Annotated in this window: 28 protein-coding genes; all 28 read right to left on the reverse strand. The window is 61.3% G+C overall.

The genetic code is table 11. From position 1 onward, the window contains the following. Positions 1 to 10: 10 nt before the first annotated feature. The 28 genes from secY to rpoB all read right to left on the reverse strand — a co-directional run bounded on the left by secY (position 11) and on the right by rpoB (position 23580). Complete coding sequence (gene secY / locus AAGT95_RS04265) at positions 11 to 1345, reverse strand: preprotein translocase subunit SecY (protein WP_110603324.1); 1335 nt, start codon at positions 1343 to 1345, stop codon at positions 11 to 13. Next, entirely contained in the window at positions 1346 to 1780 is a 435-nt protein-coding gene (gene rplO / locus AAGT95_RS04270) for a 50S ribosomal protein L15 (RefSeq protein WP_110603323.1), read from the reverse strand. A 3-nt stretch (positions 1781 to 1783) separates the two neighbouring features. Next, positions 1784 to 1966, reverse strand: coding sequence for a 50S ribosomal protein L30 (gene rpmD / locus AAGT95_RS04275; protein ID WP_110603433.1), 183 nt, complete (start codon positions 1964 to 1966; stop codon positions 1784 to 1786). 6 nt (positions 1967 to 1972) lie between these two features. Further along, positions 1973 to 2473: a 30S ribosomal protein S5 gene (rpsE, locus tag AAGT95_RS04280; RefSeq protein WP_071230722.1), complete on the reverse strand. Its 501-nt coding sequence runs from the start codon at positions 2471 to 2473 to the stop codon at positions 1973 to 1975. 11 nt (positions 2474 to 2484) lie between these two features. Then, complete coding sequence (rplR, locus tag AAGT95_RS04285) at positions 2485 to 2835, reverse strand: 50S ribosomal protein L18 (protein WP_110603321.1); 351 nt, start codon at positions 2833 to 2835, stop codon at positions 2485 to 2487. Between the two features lie 9 nt (positions 2836 to 2844). Continuing rightward, positions 2845 to 3375, reverse strand: coding sequence for a 50S ribosomal protein L6 (gene rplF, locus AAGT95_RS04290; RefSeq protein WP_110603320.1), 531 nt, complete (start codon positions 3373 to 3375; stop codon positions 2845 to 2847). A gap of 9 nt (positions 3376 to 3384) precedes the next feature. Beyond that, positions 3385 to 3777 (reverse strand): 30S ribosomal protein S8, encoded by a 393-nt coding sequence (gene rpsH / locus AAGT95_RS04295; protein ID WP_110603318.1) that lies wholly within the window; start codon positions 3775 to 3777, stop codon positions 3385 to 3387. Between the two features lie 31 nt (positions 3778 to 3808). Continuing rightward, positions 3809 to 4114 (reverse strand): 30S ribosomal protein S14, encoded by a 306-nt coding sequence (gene rpsN / locus AAGT95_RS04300; protein WP_110603316.1) that lies wholly within the window; start codon positions 4112 to 4114, stop codon positions 3809 to 3811. 10 nt (positions 4115 to 4124) lie between these two features. Next, positions 4125 to 4664, reverse strand: coding sequence for a 50S ribosomal protein L5 (rplE, locus tag AAGT95_RS04305; RefSeq protein ID WP_110603314.1), 540 nt, complete (start codon positions 4662 to 4664; stop codon positions 4125 to 4127). Positions 4665 to 4682: 18 nt separating this feature from the next. Beyond that, the gene (gene rplX / locus AAGT95_RS04310; RefSeq protein ID WP_075563676.1) at positions 4683 to 5000 is read right to left on the reverse strand and encodes a 50S ribosomal protein L24; all 318 of its coding nucleotides are present in this window, start codon (positions 4998 to 5000) and stop codon (positions 4683 to 4685) included. Between the two features lie 14 nt (positions 5001 to 5014). Beyond that, the gene (gene rplN / locus AAGT95_RS04315) at positions 5015 to 5386 is read right to left on the reverse strand and encodes a 50S ribosomal protein L14 (protein WP_075571386.1); all 372 of its coding nucleotides are present in this window, start codon (positions 5384 to 5386) and stop codon (positions 5015 to 5017) included. Between the two features lie 54 nt (positions 5387 to 5440). Beyond that, positions 5441 to 5701 (reverse strand): 30S ribosomal protein S17, encoded by a 261-nt coding sequence (gene rpsQ / locus AAGT95_RS04320; protein ID WP_110603312.1) that lies wholly within the window; start codon positions 5699 to 5701, stop codon positions 5441 to 5443. Further along, the gene (gene rpmC / locus AAGT95_RS04325) at positions 5701 to 5895 is read right to left on the reverse strand and encodes a 50S ribosomal protein L29 (protein WP_071230713.1); all 195 of its coding nucleotides are present in this window, start codon (positions 5893 to 5895) and stop codon (positions 5701 to 5703) included. The genes rpsQ and rpmC overlap by 1 nt, the downstream gene beginning before the upstream one ends. Then, positions 5895 to 6308 carry a 50S ribosomal protein L16 gene (rplP, locus tag AAGT95_RS04330; protein ID WP_035470382.1) on the reverse strand — a complete coding sequence of 138 codons (414 nt, stop codon included), beginning with the start codon at positions 6306 to 6308 and terminating at the stop codon, positions 5895 to 5897. The genes rpmC and rplP overlap by 1 nt, the downstream gene beginning before the upstream one ends. 14 nt (positions 6309 to 6322) lie before the next feature. Next, positions 6323 to 7024 carry a 30S ribosomal protein S3 gene (rpsC, locus tag AAGT95_RS04335; RefSeq protein ID WP_110603311.1) on the reverse strand — a complete coding sequence of 234 codons (702 nt, stop codon included), beginning with the start codon at positions 7022 to 7024 and terminating at the stop codon, positions 6323 to 6325. A gap of 11 nt (positions 7025 to 7035) precedes the next feature. Further along, positions 7036 to 7368, reverse strand: a complete 333-nt coding sequence (gene rplV / locus AAGT95_RS04340; RefSeq protein ID WP_035470378.1) for a 50S ribosomal protein L22 — start codon at positions 7366 to 7368, stop codon at positions 7036 to 7038. A 17-nt stretch (positions 7369 to 7385) separates the two neighbouring features. After that, the gene (gene rpsS, locus AAGT95_RS04345; protein ID WP_075563680.1) at positions 7386 to 7661 is read right to left on the reverse strand and encodes a 30S ribosomal protein S19; all 276 of its coding nucleotides are present in this window, start codon (positions 7659 to 7661) and stop codon (positions 7386 to 7388) included. 22 nt (positions 7662 to 7683) lie between these two features. After that, positions 7684 to 8511 (reverse strand): 50S ribosomal protein L2, encoded by an 828-nt coding sequence (gene rplB / locus AAGT95_RS04350; RefSeq protein ID WP_110603309.1) that lies wholly within the window; start codon positions 8509 to 8511, stop codon positions 7684 to 7686. Positions 8512 to 8527: 16 nt separating this feature from the next. Next, entirely contained in the window at positions 8528 to 8824 is a 297-nt protein-coding gene (gene rplW / locus AAGT95_RS04355) for a 50S ribosomal protein L23 (protein ID WP_110603307.1), read from the reverse strand. Further along, positions 8821 to 9426 (reverse strand): 50S ribosomal protein L4, encoded by a 606-nt coding sequence (rplD, locus tag AAGT95_RS04360; protein WP_110603305.1) that lies wholly within the window; start codon positions 9424 to 9426, stop codon positions 8821 to 8823. The genes rplW and rplD overlap by 4 nt, the downstream gene beginning before the upstream one ends. Before the next feature lie 14 nt (positions 9427 to 9440). After that, positions 9441 to 10079: a 50S ribosomal protein L3 gene (rplC, locus tag AAGT95_RS04365; RefSeq protein ID WP_110603303.1), complete on the reverse strand. Its 639-nt coding sequence runs from the start codon at positions 10077 to 10079 to the stop codon at positions 9441 to 9443. A 138-nt stretch (positions 10080 to 10217) separates the two neighbouring features. Continuing rightward, positions 10218 to 10529, reverse strand: a complete 312-nt coding sequence (rpsJ, locus tag AAGT95_RS04370; protein WP_035470365.1) for a 30S ribosomal protein S10 — start codon at positions 10527 to 10529, stop codon at positions 10218 to 10220. Positions 10530 to 10704: 175 nt separating this feature from the next. Beyond that, complete coding sequence (gene tuf / locus AAGT95_RS04375) at positions 10705 to 11898, reverse strand: elongation factor Tu (RefSeq protein ID WP_110603301.1); 1194 nt, start codon at positions 11896 to 11898, stop codon at positions 10705 to 10707. A gap of 29 nt (positions 11899 to 11927) precedes the next feature. Next, on the reverse strand, positions 11928 to 14048 hold the full coding sequence (fusA, locus tag AAGT95_RS04380) for an elongation factor G (protein ID WP_110603299.1): 2121 nt from the start codon (positions 14046 to 14048) through the stop codon (positions 11928 to 11930). A gap of 18 nt (positions 14049 to 14066) precedes the next feature. Further along, positions 14067 to 14537 carry a 30S ribosomal protein S7 gene (gene rpsG / locus AAGT95_RS04385; RefSeq protein ID WP_110603297.1) on the reverse strand — a complete coding sequence of 157 codons (471 nt, stop codon included), beginning with the start codon at positions 14535 to 14537 and terminating at the stop codon, positions 14067 to 14069. 116 nt (positions 14538 to 14653) lie between these two features. Continuing rightward, positions 14654 to 15028 carry a 30S ribosomal protein S12 gene (gene rpsL / locus AAGT95_RS04390; protein ID WP_110603295.1) on the reverse strand — a complete coding sequence of 125 codons (375 nt, stop codon included), beginning with the start codon at positions 15026 to 15028 and terminating at the stop codon, positions 14654 to 14656. Positions 15029 to 15186: 158 nt separating this feature from the next. Beyond that, positions 15187 to 19413 carry a DNA-directed RNA polymerase subunit beta' gene (gene rpoC, locus AAGT95_RS04395; RefSeq protein ID WP_342595661.1) on the reverse strand — a complete coding sequence of 1409 codons (4227 nt, stop codon included), beginning with the start codon at positions 19411 to 19413 and terminating at the stop codon, positions 15187 to 15189. Between the two features lie 90 nt (positions 19414 to 19503). Further along, entirely contained in the window at positions 19504 to 23580 is a 4077-nt protein-coding gene (rpoB, locus tag AAGT95_RS04400) for a DNA-directed RNA polymerase subunit beta (RefSeq protein ID WP_110603292.1), read from the reverse strand. Between the last annotated feature and the right edge of the window lie 247 nt (positions 23581 to 23827).

A 23827-nucleotide genomic window follows, 5' to 3' on the forward strand; every position in this document is an offset into this window, starting at 1 on the left:
TGGCGGAGGCTCAGCGCGTCAGACCGCCGCTACCGTAGCCTTTCAGGTTCGATTTCTTCATCACCGACTCATACTGATGAGACATCAGATGCGATTGAACCTGGGCCATGAAGTCCATGATTACCACGACCACGATCAGCAGCGACGTCCCGCCGAAGTAGAACGGCACCTGCCAGGCCACCACCAGGAACTGCGGCATCAACGAGACCAGGGTGATGTAGAGCGCCCCGAACAGGGTCAGGCGCGTCATCACCTTGTCCACGTAGCGAGCCGTCTGCTCTCCTGGACGGATCCCCGGCAGGAAAGCCCCCGACTTCTTCAGGTTGTCGGCGACATCCTTCGGATTGAACACCAACGCCGTGTAGAAGAAGCAGAAGAACAGCACTGCCGCGGCAAACAGGATGATGTACAACGGCGCACCGGGAGCGAGCTGCTGTGATGCCACCTGCAGCCACTCGAACCCGTCGCCCTGGCCCAGCCACTGACCGATGGAACCCGGGAACAGCAGGATACTCGACGCGAAGATCGGCGGAATCACGCCCGCCATGTTGACCTTCAGCGGCAGATAACTGCTCTGTCCCGCATACATCTTGTTGCCGACCTGACGCCGCGGGTAGTTCACCGTGATACGGCGCTGACCGCGTTCGATGAACACCACGAAAGCAACCGTGGCGATGCCCAGAATCGAGAGCGCCAGCAGCGGCAACACGTTCCACGCACCATCGTTGCGCGCCAGCTCGAACGATTGTCCGATCGCGCTGGGCAGACCAGCCACGATGCCGGCAAAGATGATCAACGAGATACCGTTGCCGATCCCCTTCTCGGTGATCTGCTCGCCCAGCCACATCAGGAATACCGCACCGGCCACGAACGTCACGATGGCCGTGAAGTAGAAGCTGATGTCACCCGTGTAAGCAACGCCCTGACTGACCAGACCAACTGACATCCCGGTCGCCTGGATCAAGGCCAGCAACACCGTACCGTAGCGGGTGTACTGGTTGATCTTGCGGCGGCCGGCTTCGCCCTCTTTCTTCAGCGCTTCGAGCTGAGGCGATACCGCGGTCAGAAGCTGCATGATGATCGACGCGGAGATGTACGGCATGATCCCCAGCGCGAAGATACTCATGCGCTGCAGCGCACCCCCCGAGAACATGTTGAACATGCCCAGGATGGTGCCCTGGTTCTCCCGAAACAGGGCAGCCAGCTGGTCAGGATCGATGCCGGGGACGGGGATGTGGGCACCGATGCGGTACACCACGATCGCGATGAAGACGAAACGCAGGCGCGCCCACAGCTCGCTGAGACCGCTACCCATGTTCGCCGGCATGTTTCCTGACTTAGCCATTTAGTCCTCTACCTTGCCACCGGCCGCTTCGATCGCAGCGCGTGCACCTTTGGTGACCTTGAGGCCACGCACGGTAACCGCCTTGCTCAACTCGCCGGACAGAACGACCTTGGCGTACTCGGTAGCATTCTTGAGCACGTTGGCCTTCTTCAGGCTGGCGAGATCGGCGACGTCGCCCTCGACCTTGGCCAGTTCGGCCAGGCGGACTTCTTCGGACACCAGCGACTTGGCCGAGGTGAAACCGAACTTCGGCAAGCGGCGCTGCAAGGGCATCTGGCCGCCCTCGAAACCCGGCTTGACCGAACCGCCGGAACGGGACTTCAGACCCTTGTGGCCGCGGCCACCGGTCTTGCCCAGGCCAGAGCCGATACCGCGGCCAAGACGCTTCTCAGCGTGCTTGGAACCCGGCGCCGGGCTTAAGCTATTGAGTTTCATGGATTACTCTCCCTCGACTCGAACAAGGTAGTTGACCTTGTTGATCATGCCGCGAACGGCGGGGGTGTCTTCCAGCTCGACCGAGTGCCCAATGCGACGCAGACCGAGACCGGTCATCGTCGCCTTGTGCTTCTGCAGGACACCGATGGTGCTGCGGGTCTGGGTGATTTTGATCGTCTGTGCCATGGTCACTTACCCCGCCAGCTCTTCGACAGACAGGCCACGCTTGGCGGCGATGTCTTCCGGAGATTGCATGGATTCGAGCCCCTTGATGGTGGCACGAACCACGTTCACCGGGTTGGTGGAACCGTAGCACTTGGCCAGGACGTCATGCACACCGGCCAGCTCGAGGACGGAGCGCATGGCGCCGCCGGCGATGATGCCGGTACCCTCGGAAGCCGGCTGCATGAAGACCTTGGACGCGCCGTGACGGGCGCGAACCGGGTACTGCAGCGTGCTGCCGCTGAGACTGACCTTGACCATATTACGGCGTGCCTGGTCCATGGCTTTCTGAATCGCGACCGGCACTTCACGTGCCTTGCCGCGACCGAAGCCAACCCGGCCGTTGCCATCGCCAACGACGGTCAGCGCGGTGAAACCGAAGATACGGCCACCTTTGACCACCTTGGCGACGCGGTTGACCTGCACCAACTTCTCTTGCAGGTCTCCGCCCTTCTGTTCGTTATTCGCCATCGTTAAACCCTTTAGAATTGCAGACCGCCTTCGCGTGCGGCATCAGCCAACGCCTTGACACGCCCGTGGTACTGGAACCCTGCGCGGTCGAAGGCAACCTGAGAGATGCCGGCATCCTTGGCGCGCTCGGCAATCAGAGCACCCACCTTGGCAGCCGCGTCAGCGTTGCCCGTGGCACCTTCGCGCAGGCTCTTGTCCAGCGTGGAAGCGCTGGCAAGGACCTTGCCGCCGTCCGGTGAGATGATCTGCGCGTAGATGTGACGCGGGGTGCGGTTGACGCACAAGCGGTTCACACCCAGATCGCGGATCTTGGCACGGGCGCGGCGGGCACGACGGAGACGAGATTCTTTCTTCGCGTTCATAACCCTGCCTTACTTCTTCTTGGCTTCTTTGCGGCGGACACGTTCGTCGCTGTAACGAACGCCTTTGCCCTTGTAGGGCTCCGGCGGACGGAAAGCGCGAATTTCCGCAGCCACCTGACCGAGTTTCTGCTTGTCCGCGCTTTTCAGCACGATCACGGTGTTCTTCGGCGTTTCCGCCGTGACACCTTCGGGCAGCGTGTAGTCGATCGGGTGTGAGAAACCGAGTGTTAGGTTCAGCGTCTTGCCACTAGCCTGGGCACGATAGCCGACGCCATTGATTTCCAGCGACCGAGTGAAACCCTCGGAAGCGCCGGTGACCATGTTCTGGACCAGGGCACGCGTGGTGCCGACCATGGCCCAGGACTTCGCCTGTTCGCTCGGGGCGAAAACCAGCTGACCATCTTCCTGAGTGATCTTCACGTCGGGATGCACGGTCAGTTCAAGCGTGCCCTGGCCGCCCTTGACGGACAGCTGGTCGCCGTCGAACTTCACGTCGACGCCGCTGGGCAGTTTAACCGGATACTTGGCTACGCGAGACATTACTCACTCCTAGAATACGGTGCAGATGACTTCACCACCGACACCCGCCTGGCGTGCGGCACGATCGGTCATGACACCTTGAGAGGTGGTGACGATCGCCACACCCAGACCGTCCGCGACCTTGGGCAGTTCACTCTTGCCCTTGTAGATCCGCAGTGACGGCTTGGACATACGCTGGAGGTGCTCGATGACCGGCTTGCCCTCGAAATACTTGAGGGTCACGGTCAGCTCGGGCTTGGTGCCCTCGGAGACCGTTGCGTCGGTGATGTAGCCTTCCTGCTTGAGTACGCGGGCCACTTCAACCTTGAGCTTGGAAGACGGCATGGTAACCGTCTCCTTGGTGGCCATCTGCGCATTGCGGATACGGGTGAACATATCCGCCAGAGTATCTTGCATGCTCATTACATTGCGCTCCTGAATTCCTCGACGTGGCTTACCAGCTGGACTTCTTCAGTCCAGGGACATCGCCACGCATGGCAGCTTCGCGCAGCTTGTTACGGGCCAGTCCGAACTTGTTGTAGTAACCGTGCGGACGGCCGGTAACGCGGCAGCGGTTGCGCTGACGGACCTGACTGGAGTCCCGCGGCAACTGTTGCAGCTTCAGCTGAGCGTCGAAGCGCTCTTCGTCAGAAGCGTTGACGTCATAGATGACGGTCTTGAGCGCGGCACGCTTGGCGGCGTATTTGTCGACCAGCTTTGCGCGCTTGAGCTCACGCTCAATCATGCTTTTCTTTGCCATGAATCCACCCTTATTGCTTGAACGGGAAGTTCAGCGCGCTGAGCAGCGCACGACCTTCTTCGTCGGTGATGGCGCTGGTCGTGATGGTGACATCCAGACCACGAATCCGATCGATCTTATCATATTCGATCTCCGGAAAGATGATCTGCTCCCGTACGCCCATGGAGTAGTTGCCGCGCCCGTCGAAGGATTTCGGGTTCAGGCCGCGGAAGTCACGTACGCGAGGAATCGCGATGTTGACCAGCCGGTCCAGAAAGTCCCACATCCGTTCGCGGCGCAGCGTCACCTTGACGCCGATCGGCCAGCCTTCGCGGACTTTGAAGCCAGCGATGGACTTGCGCGCCTTGGTCACTACCGGCTTCTGACCGGAGAGCTTCTCCAGGTCGCCGACAGCATTGTCGATCAGCTTCTTGTCGCTGGTCGCTTCGCCGATGCCCATGTTCAGGGTCACTTTGGTGATCCGGGGCACCTGCATAACGTTGGCATAGCTGAACTGCTCTTTGAGCTGAGCCATGACCTCGTTCTGATAACGTTCTTTCAAGTTCGCCATTTTGCTACCCGACTCGCGTTAGGCGTCGATCTGCTTTTGCGTCGACTTGTAGATACGTACCTTGGTACCGTCTTCCTGCAGCTGGAAGCCGACGCGATCCGCCTTGCCGGTCTCCGCATTGAAGATGGCCACGTTGGACGCATGGATCGGAGCCTCACGCTCGACGATACCCCCCGGGTTGCCAACCATAGGATTGGGCTTGGTGTGGCGCTTGATCATGTTGACGCCCGAAACGACGTAACGGTCGTTTTCGAGGACGCGCTTGATCGTGCCACGCTTGCCCTTGTCCTTGCCGGCGATGACGATGACTTCGTCGTCACGTTTGATCTTGTGCATATCCGCCTCGCTCCTTACAGCACTTCGGGCGCCAAGGAAATGATCTTCATGAACTTCTCGTTACGAAGTTCACGAGTTACCGGTCCGAAGATACGGGTGCCGATCGGCTGTTCGTTGGTGTTATTCAACAGAACCGCCGCATTTCCGTCGAAGCGGATCAGCGAACCGTCGTTACGACGGACACCGCTGCGCGTACGCACGACCACCGCCTTGAGGACCTGGCCTTTCTTGACCTTGCCCCGCGGGATGGCTTCCTTGACCGTCACTTTGATGATGTCGCCAACGCGGGCGTAACGACGGTGTGAACCGCCCAGCACCTTGATGCACTGCACCCGGCGCGCGCCGCTGTTGTCGGCGACATCCAGCATTGTCTGCGTCTGAATCATTGGTTTTCTCCAAACCTAATCTGACTGCACTGGTTCAGAAGGCGCCTGTCGGGCTCAGCCCTTGGCCTGCTCGACCACCTCGACCAACGTCCAGGCCTTCTTCTTGGACAGCGGACGGCATTCCTGAATGGAAACCGTATCGCCGAACTTGGCCTGGTTCGTCTCGTCGTGGGCGTGCAGCTTGGTGGAGCGCTTCATGTACTTGCCGTAGATCGGATGACGCTCGCGGCGCTCGATCAATACGACAATCGACTTTTCCATCTTGTCGCTCACGACCTTGCCGGTGAGCGTCCGAGCTTTGCTTGCTTCAGCCATTATTGGTCACCTGCCTTCTGGTTGAGCACAGTCTTGACGCGAGCGATGTCGCGACGAACCTGCTTGAGCAGGTGCGTCTGGCTCAGCTGGCCGGTGGCCTTCTGCATGCGCAGGTTGAACTGCTCGCGGAGCAATTCGAACAGCTGCTCCTGCAGCGCATCGACTGACTTTTCACGCATTTCGTTGGCTTTCATCACATCACCGTCCGTTTCACAAAGGTGGTGGAGATGGGCATCTTCTGGGCCGCCAGAGAGAAGGCTTCACGCGCCAGCTCTTCGGAAACACCCTCGATTTCGTAGAGCACCTTGCCCGGCTGAATCTGGGCTACCCAGTACTCGACGGAACCCTTACCTTTACCCATACGAACCTCGAGAGGCTTGTTGGTAATCGGCTTGTCCGGGAATACGCGGATCCAGATCTTGCCACCACGCTTGACGTGACGGGTGATTGCACGACGACCCGCTTCGATCTGACGTGCGGTGATACGACCGCGATCGGTGGCCTTGAGACCGAAGTCCCCGAAGCTCACCTTGCTGCCGCGATGTGCCAGGCCGCGGTTACGACCTTTCTGCACCTTGCGGAACTTTGTACGCTTGGGTTGCAACATCGATCAGTCTCCCCTTACCTGGAACCTTTCTTCTTCGATGCGGGCGCCTGAGCTTGCTGCTTCTGCTTGGCACGCACCTCTTCGATGCCCCCGAGGATTTCGCCCTTGAAGACCCAGACCTTGACGCCGATGACGCCGTAGGTGGTGTGGGCTTCATAGGTGGCGTAATCGATATCGGCACGCAGTGTATGAAGCGGCACGCGGCCTTCGCGATACCACTCGGTACGTGCGATTTCGGCACCACCGAGACGACCGGAGAGCTGCACCTTGATGCCGCCGGCACCCAGACGCATCGCGTTCTGGACGGAGCGCTTCATGGCGCGGCGGAACATCACGCGACGCTCGAGCTGACCGGCGATGTTCTGCGCGACCAGGGCGGCATCCAGTTCCGGCTTGCGGACTTCTTCGATGTTGACGTGCACAGGCACACCCATCATGCGGGTGACATCCTGGCGCAGACGATCGACGTCCTCGCCCTTCTTGCCAATCACGATACCCGGACGGGCAGTGTGAATGGTGATCCGGGCGTTGTTGGCCGGACGCTCGATGGTAATGCGGCTGACGGAAGCGTTCTTGAGACGCTCCTCGAGATAGCGACGCACTTCCAGATCGTTGTTCAGCTTGTCGGCATAGGCACCGCGCTCGGCATACCAGACCGAGGTGTGATCCTTGACGATGCCCAGTCGGATACCGACTGGATTGACTTTCTGACCCATCTGGTCGACTCCTACTTCTCGGCTACCTTGACGGTGATGTGGCAGGTGCGCTTCAGAATGCGATCCGCACGGCCTTTGGCGCGCGGTTGAATGCGCTTGAGCGTCATGCCCTCATCGACACAGATGGTCGAGACACGCAGCTCGTCGATGTCCATGCCGTTGTTTTCTTCCGCATTGGCAATCGCGGACTGCAGCACCTTCTTGACCAACTTCGCGGCCTTCTTCGGCGAGAAGGTCAGCACGTCGAGCGCTTCGGCGACCGGCTTACCGCGCACCTGGTCAGCCACCAAACGGGCCTTCTGGGCGGATAAGCTCGCGCCACGCAACTTAGCAGCGACTTCCATCTCTTAATCCTCTTGGCTTACCGTTTGGCTTTCTTGTCCGCTGCATGACCGCGATAAGTGCGGGTAGCGGCGAACTCGCCCAACTTGTGGCCGACCATCTCCTCGGAAACATGCACCGGGACATGCTGGCGACCGTTATGTACCGCAATGGTGAGCCCGACCATGTTGGGCAGGATCATCGAACGACGCGACCAGGTCTTGATCGGTTTGCGATCGTTCTTTTCCGTTGCGACGTCGACCTTCTTCAACAGATGAAGGTCGATAAAAGGACCTTTCTTCAGTGAACGTGGCACAGCCGTTACCTCTTAATGTCTGTTACTTGGACTTGCGGCGACGAACGATGAGCTTGTCGGTACGCTTGTTCTTGCGGGTCTTGTGGCCCTTGGTGGGAATCCCCCACGGGCTGACCGGATGACGACCGCCACTGGTGCGGCCTTCACCGCCACCGTGCGGATGGTCCACCGGGTTCATTGCGACACCGCGAACAGTCGGGCGCACCCCTCTCCAACGTTTCGCACCGGCCTTGCCCAATTGACGCAGGCTGTGCTCTGAGTTACCGACTTCACCCAAGGTAGCGCGGCACTCGGACAGCACGCGACGCATCTCGCCGGAGCGCAGACGCAAGGTTGCGTAGTTGCCTTCACGAGCCACCAGCTGAGCGCTGGCACCGGCACTACGCGCGATCTGCGCACCCTTGCCCGGCTTCAGTTCGATGCAGTGCACCGTGGAGCCGACCGGGATGTTGCGCAGCGGCAGCGCGTTGCCGCGCTTGATGGCGGCGTTGACACCGGACTCCACCACGTCGCCGGCCTTGAGGGCCTTGGGCGCGATGATGTAGCGGCGCTCGCCATCCATGTACTTCAGCAGCGCGATGTTGGCGCTACGGTTCGGATCGTATTCGATACGCTCGACGGCGGCCTTGATGCCGTCCTTCGTGCGCTTGAAATCGATCAAACGATAGTGCTGACGATGACCGCCGCCCACGTGACGCGTGGTGATACGGCCATTGTTGTTACGACCACCCGACTTCGACTGCTTCTCGACAAGCGCACCGTAGGCGCGACCCTTGTAGAGCTCGTCGTTGACGACCTTGACGACGTGACGACGACCGGCGGAAGTGGGTTTTGTCTTGACTACTGCCATGATCCGTACTCCTGCCTTACTCGGCGCCAGAGAAGTCTTCGAGCGTCTCGCCCGCAGCCAGGGTCACGTACGCCTTGCGGTAACCCTTGCGCAGACCAGTGCCGAAGCGAGTGCGTTTGGTCTTGCCCTTGACGTTGAGCACGGAAACACCGGCGACTTTCTTGCCGAACAGCGCTTCGACGGCCTTCTTGATCTCGGGCTTGGTCGCGTCCTGGGCCACCTTGAACACGTACTGATTGTTCTCGGCGGCGAGCGCGGCCTTCTCGGTCATGTGAGGTCCGAGCAGAACCTTGTATACGCGTTCCTGGTTCATCCCAGCTTCTCCTCGAATTTACGCAGAGCGGAGACGGTCATCAGCACCTTGTCGAAGGCGATCAGGCTGACCGGATCGGCTGCCGCAGCATCGACCACATCGACGTTGGGGATGTTGCGCGCGGCCAGATAGAGCTTCTCGTCGATCTCTTCGGTGACGATCAGCACTTTCTCGAGCTTCAGCTCGTTGAGCTTGCCGACCAATTCCTTGGTACGGGGCGCTTCAACGGCGAACTCTTCGACCAGCATCAGACGCTCCTGGCGAACCAGCTCGGACAGGATCGAACGCATCGCCGCACGGTACATCTTGCGGTTGACCTTCTGCGTGTAATCCTGCGGGCGAGCGGCGAAGGTGACACCACCACTGCGCCACAGCGGCGAGCGGATGGTGCCGGCGCGCGCGCGGCCGGTGCCTTTCTGACGCCACGGCTTCTTGCCGCCGCCACGAACGTCGGAACGGTTTTTCTGAGCACGGGTACCCTGGCGGCCTGCCGCCAGATAGGCGGTAACGACCTGGTGCACCAACGCTTCGTTGAAGTCTTTGCCAAAGGTCTCTTCGGACACTTCGACGGTGCCTGCGGCACCTACGAGATTCAGATTCATCGGTCTCAGTCCCCTCAGCGAGCTTTCACGGCACTGCGCACGACGACATCGCTGCCGGGTGCACCGGGCACGGCGCCCTTGATCAACAGAAGATTACGCTCGGCATCGATACGTACCACTTCCAGGGTCTGGACGGTGACGCGCTCGTTACCCAGCTGACCAGCCATCTTCTTGCCTTTGAAAACACGGCCTGGGGTCTGGCACTGACCGATGGAGCCCGGCGCACGGTGGGACAGCGAGTTACCGTGGGTGTTGTCCTGGGTACGGAAGTTCCAGCGCTTGACGGCGCCCTGGAAGCCCTTGCCCTTGGACGTACCGGTCACATCGACCTTCTGACCAGCTTCAAAGAGGGATACGGTGAAGGAACCGCCCAGCTCGGGAGTCTCATCGTCTTCGGAGAGACGGAACTCCATCAGGGAACGGCCTGCCTCGACACCCGCCTTGGCGTATTGACCAGCAATCGCCTTGGAGAGGTGCTTGGCTTTGCGGGAGCCAGTTGTAACCTGCACCGCACGGTAGCCGTCAGACTCAACGGTCTTGACGCTAGTGATGCGGTTGGGCTCAACCTCGATAACGGTTACGGGCACGGATGCGCCATCTTCGGTGAAGACACGGGTCATGCCCGCCTTCTTACCGACCAAACCGATAGTCATGTTCAGTCTCCTTTAGTGTACGGGGCTATCACCCGCTATGGCTGCCCTTTCCAGAGCATTCCACTAGCACATTGTGTGGCGTCTCACGACGCGGCGGATGCTGTCGAACTCAGCGTCCGCTAGTGTCTAGTGTTGGTTTCAGTCGAGTTTAATCTGCACGTCAACGCCGGCGGCGAGATCGAGCTTCATCAGCGCGTCGACGGTCTTTTCCGTCGGCTCGACGATATCGAGAACGCGCTTGTGCGTGCGAATCTCATACTGATCACGCGCATCCTTGTTGACGTGCGGAGAGATCAGGATGGTGTAACGCTCGCGATTCGTCGGCAGCGGGATCGGACCACGTACCTGGGCGCCAGTGCGCTTGGCCGTATCCACGATCTCCTGAGCCGACTGATCGATCAGCCGATGGTCAAACGCTTTCAGCCGAATGCGAATCTTCTGGTTCTGCATTTACCTTATGCTCCACTGGATGCTGACGGCGCGAGCCGTCGACCCACGCGTTCAAAGGACGCGCATTATAGGAGAGCCCCGATCGAGAGTCAAACACCCTCTCCACCCAAGGCTACCGAATCCACATAGAAAAAGGGGCGCGTCAGCGCCCCTTCCTTGGCAATCACCGAAAGTGTTACTCGATGATTTTGGCGACCACGCCAGCGCCGACGGTACGACCGCCTTCGCGGATAGCGAAGCGCAGGCCGTCTTCCATGGCGATCGGAGCGATCAGCGTCACGACCATCTGGACGTTGTCGCCCGGCATGACCATCTCGACGCCTTCCGGCAGTTCACAGGTACCGGTCACGTCAGTGGTCCGGAAGTAGAACTGCGGACGATAGCCCTTGAAGAACGGGGTGTGACGACCACCTTCTTCCTTGGACAGGACGTAGACTTCGGCTTCGAACTTGGTGTGCGGCGTGATGGTGCCCGGCTTGGCCAGGACCTGACCACGCTCGACGTCGTCACGCTTGGTACCACGCAGCAGCGCACCGACGTTCTCGCCAGCACGACCTTCGTCGAGCAGCTTGCGGAACATCTCGACACCGGTAACGGTGGTCTTGGTGGTGTCGTGGATACCGACGATCTCGACTTCGTCGCCAGTCTTGACGATACCGCGCTCGACACGACCGGTAACGACCGTACCGCGACCGGAGATGGAGAACACGTCTTCGATCGGCATCAGGAACGGCTGATCGATGGCACGCTCCGGCTCCGGAATGTACTCGTCCAGCGACTTGATCAGGTTGGCAACGGCGGTGGTGCCCATGCCGTTGTCATCCTTGCCTTCCAGCGCCATCAGCGCGGAGCCGATGATGATCGGGGTGTCGTCGCCCGGGAAGTCGTACTCGTTCAGGAGTTCGCGAACTTCCATCTCGACCAGCTCGAGCAGCTCTTCGTCATCGACCATGTCGGCCTTGTTCAGGAACACGACGATGTACGGAACGCCAACCTGGCGAGACAGCAGGATGTGCTCGCGAGTCTGCGGCATCGGGCCGTCGGCTGCGGAGCAGACCAGGATGGCGCCGTCCATCTGCGCAGCACCGGTGATCATGTTCTTGACGTAGTCGGCGTGCCCCGGGCAGTCGACGTGCGCGTAGTGGCGAACTTCGGACTGATACTCGACGTGAGCGGTCGCGATGGTGATACCGCGCTCGCGCTCTTCCGGAGCGTTGTCGATGGAGTCGAACTGACGCCATTCGCCACCGAAGACTTCGGCGGAGACACGGGTCAGAGCTGCCGTCAGAGTCGTTTTACCGTGGTCGACGTGACCGATGGTGCCGACGTTGACGTGCGGTTTGGAGCGTTCAAATTTTGCCTTAGCCACTGCTATAACCTCTTTACGTTAGCTAACGGTTAACCGTTCTGATTGATGACGGCATCAACGACGCTGGAGGGCGCCTCTTCGTAATTCGCAAACTCCATGGTGTAGCTTGCGCGTCCCTGGGTCTGAGAACGGAGATCGGTTGCATAACCGAACATCTCAGCCAACGGAACCGTGGCGCGAATGACCTTGCCAGAAGAGGAGTCATCCATGCCCTGCACAAGGCCACGTCGGCGGTTGAGGTCGCCCATGACATCACCCATGAAATCCTCGGGAGTCACGACTTCGACCTTCATTACCGGCTCGAGCAACACGGCCTTAGCCTTACGAGCACCTTCCTTGATCGCCATGGACGAGGCGACCTTGAACGCAGTCTCGTTGGAGTCCACGTCATGGTAGGAGCCGTCGAACAGCGTCACCTTGACGTCGATCATCGGGTAACCCGCGATAACGCCGTTCTTGAGCTGTTCGTAAGCCCCTTTCTCGACGGCCGGCACGTACTCTTTGGGTACGACACCGCCGACGATCTCGGACGCGAACTTGAAGGACATCTCCTCGTCCTCGCCCTTGTCTTCGGCCGTCAGCGGCTCGATGCGCAACCAGACGTGACCGTACTGGCCGCGACCGCCCGACTGACGAACGAACTTGCCTTCCTGCTCCACCGACTGGCGGATGGTTTCACGGTAGGCAACCTGCGGCTTGCCGATGTTGGCCTCGACCTTGAACTCGCGACGCATGCGGTCGACGATGATGTCGAGGTGCAACTCGCCCATGCCCGAGATGATGGTCTGTCCCGTTTCCTCGTCGGTCTGAACGCGGAAGGAGGGATCCTCCTGCGCCAACTTGCCGAGGGCGACGCCCATCTTCTCCTGGTCGGGCTTGGACTTCGGCTCGACGGCGACCGAGATGACCGGCTCCGGGAACTCCATCCGCTCGAGAACGATCTTGTCGTTCAGGTCGCACAGGGTGTCGCCGGTCGTGACGTCCTTGAGACCGATACAGGCAGCGATGTCGCCGGCATAGACCTCTTTGATCTCTTCGCGCGAGTTGGCGTGCATCTGGACGATACGGCCGACACGCTCTTTCTTCGACTTCACGGAGTTGAAGATGCTGTCGCCGGACTTCAGCACACCGGAATAGACGCGCATGAAGGTCAGCGTCCCGACGAACGGGTCGGTGGCGATCTTGAATGCCAGCGCCGCGAAAGGCGCGCTGTCATCCGCTTCACGCGTGGCGATGGTGCCATCCTTGTCATCGAGCTCGCCCTCGATCGCCTTGACTTCGGTCGGCGACGGCAGGTATTCGATGACGCAGTCCAGAACGGCCTGAACGCCCTTGTTCTTGAACGCGGAACCGCAAGTCACGAGAACGATCTCGTTGGCCAGGGTACGCGCGCGCAGACCGGCCTTGATATCCGCGATGGACAGGTCGCCCTCTTCGAGGTACTTGTCCATCAGCTCTTCGTTGGCTTCGGCAGCAGCCTCGACCATCTGCTCGCGGTACTTCTCGGCAGTCTCCTGCAGGTCGGCCGGAATATCGACCAACTCGTAGTTCATGCCGAAGTTTTCCTCGTCCCAGAGAATCGCTTTCATCTGGATGAGGTCGACCACGCCCTTGAACTCGTCTTCCGCGCCCCAGTTGATCTGGATCGGAACGACGTTGGCGCCCAGGCGATCCTTCAGCTGGTCCAGCACCATGTAGTAGTCGGCGCCGGCACGGTCCATCTTGTTGACGAACACCATGCGTGGCACTTCGTACTTGTTGGCCTGGCGCCAGACAGTCTCGGTCTGCGGCTGCACGCCGGAAGAGCCGCACAGCACGACGACCGCGCCATCCAGAACGCGAAGCGAACGCTCGACTTCAATCGTGAAGTCGACGTGCCCCGGCGTATCGATGATGTTGATGCGGTGCTCGTCGAACTGCTTGCTCATGCCCTGCCAGAAGCAGGTGGTCGCCGCGGAGGTGATCGTGATGCCACGCTCCTGCTCCTGCTCCATCCAGTCCATGACGGCAGCGCCTTCATGAACCTCGCCCACCTTGTGGGACAGGCCGGTATAGAACAGGACACGCTCGGTAGTCGTCGTCTTGCCAGCGTCGACGTGGGCAACGATACCGATGTTGCGATAACGCTTGAGTGGTGTCTTGCGTGCCACGATGGAAGTCCCCGTTGATTAGAAGCGGTAGTGAGAGAAGGCCTTGTTGGCATCTGCCATGCGGTGCACGTCTTCACGCTTCTTCACAGCAGCGCCTTTACCTTCGGCGGCGTCCAGCATTTCGCCAGCAAGACGTTGCACCATGGTCTTTTCACCACGGCTGCGGGCGGCATCGACCAACCAGCGCATGGCCAGCGCCTGGCGACGTGACGGACGAACCTCGACCGGCACCTGGTAAGTCGCACCACCGACGCGGCGAGACTTGACCTCGACCATCGGCTGAATGGCCTCCAGCGACTTGTCGAAGATGTCCAGCGGCGCTTCGTTACTGCGCTCGGCAACCCGGTCCAACGCGCCGTAAACGATACGTTCAGCCACGGACTTCTTGCCGCTGATCATCAGGTGGTTCATGAACTTGGCCAGGCGCTCACTTCCGAACTTGGGATCGGGAAGGATCTCGCGCTTAGCGGCAACTCTTCTTCTTGGCATGATAAGCCCTCTAGTTAAGGGTCGTTCAGGTAAACCCGACACGGCTCATCGCGGGTGGGCGATAGCGGCCGACCTTACTCTTATCTGACCGATAATGAATGGTGACGGCGTCCGGATCAGGACTTGGGACGCTTGGTGCCGTACTTGGAACGGCCCTGCTTACGGTTCTGGACACCGGAGGTGTCGAGCGCACCGCGCACAGTGTGATAACGCACACCCGGCAAATCCTTGACGCGACCGCCACGGATCAGGACCACGGAGTGCTCCTGCAGGTTGTGGCCTTCACCGCCGATGTAAGAGCTGACTTCGTAGCCGTTGGTCAGGCGCACGCGGCACACCTTACGCAGCGCCGAGTTCGGCTTCTTGGGCGTGGTGGTGTAGACGCGGGTGCAGACCCCACGACGTTGCGGGCAAGCCTGCAGCGCCGGCACGTCGCTTGTCTCGACGGGGCGCTTGCGCGGCTTGCGCACGAGCTGGTTAATCGTTGCCATAATGTTTAGCTGACTCCAATGGGTTGCCTTGCCTCATGCCGGGGTGTTCGTGCATGAATCGCTTGCACTACCCCTACATAAAGGCTGCGCATTCTAATCAGTTGTCATGAGACCCGTCAAGGCCACCCACCCGAAGGTGGGCGGCCCGGGATCACGACCTATAGATCGTCGTCATCGGCATCGAGCGCGGTGAGCTGGGCACCCAGCTCCTGCTCGACATCGAACGCCGACGGCTGCAGCGTGCGCTCGGACTCCTCGCGCTTGCGACGCCGCTCGTCGTGGTGGGCGAGCCCGGTCCCGGCCGGAATCAGGCGTCCCACCACCACGTTTTCCTTCAGGCCGCGCAGGTAGTCGCGCTTGCCCGTCACCGCGGCTTCGGTCAGCACGCGAGTCGTCTCCTGGAACGAGGCCGCGGAGATGAACGACTCGGTGGCCAGCGAGGCCTTGGTGATACCCAGCAGCAGCCGCTCGTACTTGGCCGGGAACTTCTCTTCCTGCTCGAGACGAGCGTTCTCTTCCAGCACCCGCACCAGCTCGACCTGGTCGCCCGGAATGAAGGTCGAATCGCCAGCGTCGGTGATCTCGACCTTGCGCAGCATCTGACGCACGATGACTTCGATGTGCTTGTCGTTGATGCTCACGCCCTGCAGGCGATAGACGTCCTGGATCTCGACGGTGATGTACTTGGCCAGCTCCGCCACGCCCAGCAGCCGCAGAATGTCGTGCGGGTTGCTCGGGCCATCGGAGATGACTTCGCCCTTCTCGACCGTCTCGCCCTCGAACACCCCGATCTGGCGCCATTTCGGGATCAGCATCTCCAACGGATCGCCCTCTTCCGGCGTGATCGTCAGACGACGCTTGCCCTTGGTCTCCTTGCCGAAGCTGATCGTACCGCTGATCTCGGCGAGGATGGAGGGCTCCTTCGGCTTGCGCGCCTCGAACAGGTCGGCGACGCGCGGCAGACCACCGGTGATGTCCTTGTTGCCGGACGCTTCCAGCGGGATACGCGCGATCACTTCACCCACGCCGATCTCGGTGCCGTTCTCCACCGCAACGATGGCACGGCCAGGCATCAGGTACTGCACCGGCGTGTTGGAGCCCGGCAGCGTGACGTGCTGACCGTCCTCGCCCACCAGCATGATCATCGGGCGCTTGTCGCGGCCGGAGGCCGGACGTGCTGCCGACTCGATCACCTCGATGTTGGACAGGCCGGTCATTTCGTCGACCGTGCGGGTCATGGTCAGACCTTCGGTCATGTCCGTGAACTGCGCCTTGCCCTGCACCTCGGCGACGACCGGGTGGGTGTGCGGATCCCACTTGGCGACGATCTGGCCGCCTTCGACGTGATCGCCGTCCTTGACCGACAGCTCGGCGCCGTAGGGCAGCTTGTAGTACTCGCGCTCACGGCCGTGGTCGTCGGCGACGGCCAGGGCACTGGAGCGGGAAACCACGATCAGCTTGCCATCGGCGCGCTCGACCGACTTGATGTTGTGCAGGCGTACGCTGCCGCCGTGCTTGACCTGCACGCTGTCCACCGCCGAGGCCCGCGATGCCGCACCACCGATGTGGAACGTACGCATGGTCAGCTGGGTACCCGGCTCACCGATCGACTGGGCAGCGATGACACCCACCGCCTCGCCGATGTTGGCCTGATGGCCACGGGCCAGATCACGACCGTAACAGGCCGAACAGACGCCATGAGACGTCTCGCAGCTGATCGGGCTGCGCACGATGATCTCGTCGACACCCATGGTGTCGAGACGCTCGCACCAGGCTTCGTCGAGCAGGGTGCCACGCGGGATCAGCACGTCGTCGGTCTGTGGATCGATGACGTCCTGCGCCACGACTCGGCCGAGCACACGCTGGGCCAGCGAGACGATGACGTCGCCGCCCTCGATCACCGGGTGCAGGGTGAGGCCCTCTTCGGTGCCGCAATCCTCTTCGGTAATGACCAGGTCCTGGGCCACGTCGACCAGACGCCGGGTCAGGTAACCGGAGTTGGCGGTCTTGAGGGCCGTATCCGCCAGACCCTTACGCGCGCCGTGGGTCGAGATGAAGTACTGGAGTACGTTCAGACCTTCACGGAAGTTGGCGGTGATCGGCGTTTCGATGATCGAGCCGTCCGGCTTGGCCATCAGGCCACGCATGCCGGCGAGCTGACGGATCTGGGCCGCGCTACCACGGGCACCGGAGTCAGCCATGATGAACACGCTGTTGAACGAGTCCTGCTCGACCTGGTTGCCGTCGCGATCGGTCACGGTCTCTTTCGAGATACCCGCCATCATCGCCTTGGCCACCTTGTCGTTGGCCTTGGACCAGATATCGATGACCTTGTTGTACTTCTCGCCCGCGGTCACCAGACCGGAGGAGAACTGGTCCTCGATCTCCTTGACCTCGTCCTCGGCCGCGTCGACGATCTCGGCCTTGGCATCCGGGATGACGAAGTCGTTGACGCCGATGGAGGCGCCGGACCAGGTCGCCAGACGGAAGCCGGTATACATCAGCTGGTCGGCGAAGATGACCGCGTCCTTGAGGCCGGTGCGGCGGTAGACTTCGTTGATCAGACCGGAGATCGCCTTCTTCTTCATCGGGCGGTCGACCAGCTCGAACGGCATCCCATTCGGCAGGATGCGGAACAGCAGCGCCCGGCCGACGGTGGTGTCCTTGATCGAGACGGTCTCGGTCAGCTCGGTGATCTCGCCATCCTTCTCGTCGGACAGCCACTCGGTCAGGCGTACCTTGACCCGGGCGTGCAGCGACACGTTCTGGGTCGCGAAGGCGCGATCCAGCTCGTTGAGGTTGGCGAACGCCTTGCCTTCACCCTTGGCGCCGATCCGCTCGCGGGTCATGTAATAGAGACCGAGCACGACGTCCTGGGACGGCACGATGATCGGCTCGCCGTTGGCCGGCGACAGCACGTTGTTGGTCGACATCATCAGCGCACGCGCCTCGAGCTGGGACTCCAGCGTCAGCGGTACGTGAACGGCCATCTGGTCGCCGTCGAAGTCGGCGTTGTAGGCGGCGCAGACCAGCGGATGCAGCTGGATCGCCTTGCCTTCGATCAGCAGCGGCTCGAACGCCTGGATGCCGAGACGGTGCAGGGTCGGGGCGCGGTTGAGCAGCACCGGATGCTCGCGGATGACGTCGGCGAGGATGTCCCACACTTCCGGCAGCTCGCGCTCGACCATCTTCTTGGCGGCCTTGATCGTGGACGCCTGCCCGCTGCCCTGCAGCTTGGAATAGATGAACGGCTTGAACAGCTCCAGCGCCATCTTCTTGGGCAGACCGCACTGGTGCAGGCGCAGGGTCGGACCCACGGTGATGACCGAACGACCGGAGTAGTCGACGCGCTTGCCCAGCAGGTTCTGACGGAAACGCCCCTGCTTGCCCTTGATCATGTCGGCGAGCGACTTCAGCGGGCGCTTGTTGGAACCGGTGATGGCACGACCGCGGCGACCGTTGTCGAGCAGCGCATCCACCGACTCCTGCAGCATGCGCTTCTCGTTGCGCACGATGATGTCGGGCGCATTGAGGTCGAGCAGCCGCTTGAGGCGGTTGTTACGGTTGATCACACGACGATAGAGGTCGTTGAGATCGGAGGTCGCGAAGCGGCCACCGTCCAGCGGCACCAGCGGACGCAGGTCCGGCGGCAGCACCGGCAGCACTTCCATGACCATCCAGGCCGGCGCATTGCCGGACTTGTAGAAGGCTTCCAGCAGCTTGAGGCGCTTGGAGAGCTTCTTGATCTTGGTCTCGGAGTTGGTCTGCGGAATCTCCTCGCGCAGCCGCTCGATCTCTTCTTCCAGATCGATATCCTTGAGCAGGGCCTGCACGGCTTCGGCGCCCATGCGCGCGTCGAAGTCGTCGCCGAACTCTTCCAGCGCTTCGAAGTACTGCTCGTCATTGAGCAGCTGGCCGCGCTCGAGGGTGGTCATGCCCGGATCGATCACGACGAACGATTCGAAATAGAGCACGCGCTCGATATCGCGCAGGGTCATGTCCAGGAACATGCCGATGCGTGACGGCAGCGACTTCAAAAACCAGATGTGCGCCACCGGCGAGGCCAGCTCGATGTGACCCATGCGCTCGCGGCGTACCGCGGCCTTGGTCACCTCGACCCCACACTTCTCGCAGATGATGCCGCGATGCTTCATGCGCTTGTACTTGCCGCACAGGCACTCGTAATCCTTGACCGGCCCGAAGATCTTGGCGCAGAACAGCCCGTCACGTTCCGGTTTGAACGTACGGTAGTTGATGGTCTCCGGCTTCTTGACTTCGCCGTATGACCAGGAGCGAATCATCTCCGGCGACGCGAGCGTGATCTTGATCGCGTCGAACTCGTCAGATTGCGCCTGTGACTTGAGGACTTTCACCAAATCTTTCATGGGATCGCTCCGTTGCGGAGTTGTCATGAGCGGGGCCGCGAATCACTCGCTCGCCCCGCAAACCGTCGCTATCGATCGACTGTGCCGGTCTTAGCTTTCCAATTCGATGTCGATACCCAGCGAGCGGATTTCCTTCACCAGCACATTGAAGGATTCCGGCATACCGGCCTGCATGGTGTGGTCGCCATCCACGATGCTCTTGTACATCTTGGTACGACCCTCGACGTCATCCGACTTGACGGTGAGCATCTCCTGCAGGGTGTAGGCGGCGCCATAGGCCTCGAGCGCCCACACTTCCATCTCCCCGAAGCGCTGTCCGCCGAACTGCGCCTTGCCGCCCAGCGGCTGCTGGGTGACCAGCGAGTAGGAGCCGGTGGAACGCGCATGCATCTTGTCGTCGACCAGGTGGTTGAGCTTGAGCATGTACATGTAGCCCACGGTCACCGGACGATCGAAGGATTCACCGGTACGCCCGTCGTAGAGCGTCATCTGGCCGGAGTCCGGCAGATCGGCGAGCTTCAGCAGATGCTTGATCTCGTGCTCCTTGGCGCCGTCGAACACCGGCGTCGCGATCGGCACGCCACCGCGCAGGTTCTTGGCCAGGGTGATGATCTCGTCATCGGTCAGGGAGTCGATGTCTTCCTGACGCGTTTCCTGGGTGTTGTAGACCTGCTTGAGGAAGCCGCGAATCTCGCTGACCTGCTGTTCACGGGCGTCGCGCAGCATCCGGTCGATCTTGACCCCGAGGCCGTGAGCCGCCATGCCCAGGTGGGTCTCGAGGATCTGACCGACGTTCATGCGTGACGGTACGCCCAGCGGGTTGAGCACGACGTCGACCGGCTGGCCGTTGTCGTCGAACGGCATGTCCTCGATCGGCATGATCGCGGAGATGACACCCTTGTTACCGTGACGCCCGGCCATCTTGTCGCCCGGCTGGATGCGACGCTTCACCGCCAGGTAGACCTTGACGATCTTGAGCACGCCCGGCGCGAGGTCGTCGCCCTGGGTGAGCTTGCGCTTCTTGTCCTCGAAACGCTCGTCCATCTCCTTGCGGCGATTTTCCAGCTGTTCGTCGGCCTGGGCGAGGAGCTCGTTGAGCGTCTCGTCCTGCATCCGCAGCTTGAACCACTGCTGACGCGGCAGTTCGTCGAGGTAGTCCTCGCTCAGGACATCGCCCTTCTTGAGCTTGGGCCCGCCATTGACCGGCTGGCCGTCCAGCGTGCGCTGGAGACGCTCGAAAGTCGCTTCCTCGGCGATGCGATAGGTCTCCTGCAGGTCACGCCGCACCTCGTCGAGCTGCTGCTGCTCGATGGAGAGCGCGCGGGAGTCCTTCTCGACGCCATCGCGGGTGAACACCTGAACGTCGATGACGGTACCGCGCATGCCGGTCGGCGCGCGCAGCGAGGTGTCCTTCACGTCGGACGCCTTCTCGCCGAAGATCGCCCGCAGCAGCTTCTCTTCCGGCGTCAGCTGGGTCTCGCCCTTGGGCGTTACCTTGCCGACCAGGATGTCGCCGGCACCGACCTCGGCGCCGATGTAGACCACGCCGGCCTCGTCCAGCTTGCCCAGCGCCGACTCGCCCACGTTGGGGATATCGGACGTGATCTCTTCCGCACCCAGCTTGGTGTCGCGGGAGACACAGGTCAGTTCCTGGATATGGATCGTGGTGAAACGATCGTCCTCGACCACCCGCTCGGAGACGAGGATGGAGTCCTCGAAGTTGTAGCCGTTCCACGGCATGAACGCGAGACGCATGTTCTGGCCCAGGGCCAGGTCACCCATGTCGACGGACGGGCCATCGGCGAGGATATCGCCTCGTGCCACCTGGTCGCCCGGGCGCACGATCGGGCGCTGGTTCTGGCAGGTGTTCTGGTTGGAACGCACGTACTTGGTCAGGTTGTAGATGTCGACACCGGCTTCGCCACCGATGATCTCGTCTTCGTTGACCCGGACCACGACGCGCTTGGCGTCGACGGAATCGATCACGCCGCCACGACGGGCCACGGCGCAGACGCCGGAATCACGCGCTACGAAGCGCTCCATCCCGGTGCCGACGAGCGGCTTGTCGGCACGCAGGGTTGGTACCGCCTGACGCTGCATGTTCGAGCCCATCAACGCGCGGTTGGCGTCGTCGTGCTCGAGGAACGGGATCAGCGCGGCCGCGACCGACACCACCTGGCGCGGCGACACGTCCATCAGGGTCACCTTGTCCGGCGCCATGAAGGTGGTCTCGCCCTTGTGGCGGACCTGGACCAGATCGTCGATCAACTTGTTGCTCTCGTCGACCGTCGCCGAAGCCTGGGCGATAATGAAGTCGCCCTCTTCGATCGCCGACAGATGGACGATCTCGTCGGTCAGTTGACGATCCACGACCTTGCGATACGGCGTCTCGAGGAAACCGTAGCTGTTGGTCTTGGAGTAGGTCGCCAGGGAGTTGATCAGACCGATGTTCGGACCTTCCGGCGTCTCGATCGGGCACAGCCGGCCGTAGTGCGTGGCGTGAACGTCGCGCACTTCGAAACCGGCCCGCTCGCGGGTCAGGCCGCCCGGCCCAAGCGCGGAGACACGACGCTTGTGGGTGACCTCGGAGAGCGGGTTGTTCTGATCCATGAACTGGGACAGCTGCGAGGAGCCGAAGAACTCCTTGACCGCGGCCGCCACCGGCTTGGCGTTGATCAGGTCCTGCGGCATCAGGCCTTCGCTCTCCGCCATGGAGAGACGCTCCTTGACCGCACGCTCGACACGCACCAGACCGACGCGGAACTGGTTTTCCGCCATCTCGCCGACACAGCGGATACGACGGTTGCCCAGGTGATCGATGTCGTCGACTTCGCCGAAGCCGTTACGAATGTTGATCAGCTCTTTGAGGACATCGAGGATGTCCTGGTTGTCGAGCACGCCGGAGCCGGTGTCGGCCTCGCGACGCAGACGACGGTTGAACTTCATCCGGCCGACGCCCGACAGGTCGTAGCGGTCTTCGGTGAAGAACAGGTTGTGGAACAGCGTCTCGGCCGCTTCCTTGGTCGGCGGCTCACCCGGGCGCATCATGCGGTAGATCTCGACCAGCGCTTCCAGCGCGGAGCGAGTGGTGTCCACCTTCAGCGTATCGGAGATGAACGAGCCCGCGTCGAGATCGTTGGTGTAGAGCGTCTCCAGCTTGGTGACACCGCCCTGCCCCAGCTTCTCGACCAGCTCCGGCGTCAGCTCGGTATTGCACTCGCAGATCAGTTCGCCGGTATTGGCATCGACCTGATCCTTGGCCAGCGTCTTGCCGAACAGATAGTCCATCGGCACCTGCAAGCGCTCGATTCCGGCGCTTTCCAGCTGACGGATGTGCTTCTGGGTGATGCGGCGACCTTCCTCGACGATGACGTTGCCGTCGGTACCCTTGATGTCGAAGGTCGCGGTTTCACCACGCAACCGTGACGGCACCAGCTCGACGAAAATGCCGTCGCTTTCGATATGGAAAGTGCTGGTGTCGAAGAAGGTATCGAGGATCTCCTCGGCGCTCATGCCGAGCGCGCGCATCAGCACGGTCGCCGGCAGCTTGCGGCGACGGTCGATACGCACGAAGACGTTGTCCTTCGGATCGAACTCGAAATCCAGCCAGGAGCCGCGGTAAGGAATGATCCGCGCGGAATAAAGCAGCTTCCCGGAGGAGTGGCTCTTGCCCTTGTCGTGATCGAAGAACACGCCCGGCGAACGGTGGAGCTGGGAGACGATGACACGCTCGGTACCGTTGACAACGAAGGTCCCGTTCTCGGTCATCAGGGGGATCTCCCCCATGTAGACTTCCTGCTCCTTGATGTCCTTGATGGCCTTGTTCGAGGACTCTTTGTCGTAGATGATCAGGCGAACCTTGACCCGCAGCGGTGCCGAATAGGTCACGCCGCGCAGCTGGCACTCCTTGACGTCGAAAGCCGGGGTGCCGAAGCGATAACTGACATACTCGAGCGCCGCATTCCCTGAAAAGCTCTCGATCGGAAATACGGACTTGAAAGCCGCATGGAGACCGGTCTCGAGACGCTCTTCCGGCGCCCGGTCCTGCTGGAGAAAGTCGTAATAGGAATCAAGCTGGATGGCCAGCAGGTAGGGCACATCCATTACTTGAGGCAGTTTGCCGAAATCCTTGCGGATGCGTTTTTTCTCAGTGTATGAGTAAGCCATCTGTATTCCCCAGCTTGTTCACCATGGGTGACCGGTGCGTGGTCGGCGCTCCCTAACGCGGGCTACCCCCGTTAGGCGCTGACGGCAAGCCTCCCAACACAGGGAGCTCGCCGTCGGAATTCGTCTAGTGGCTACAATCCTGAACCGGGAGGTCGACCCCGGATCAGGCGTACTAACGCCAGGCTAGCAAAAACAGAAAAAGGCCGGCAGCGGGTAGGCCCGCCACCAGCCGTGGCGCTTACACAGC

Source organism: Salinicola lusitanus, assembly GCF_038648475.1.
GTDB lineage: Bacteria > Pseudomonadota > Gammaproteobacteria > Pseudomonadales > Halomonadaceae > Salinicola > Salinicola lusitanus.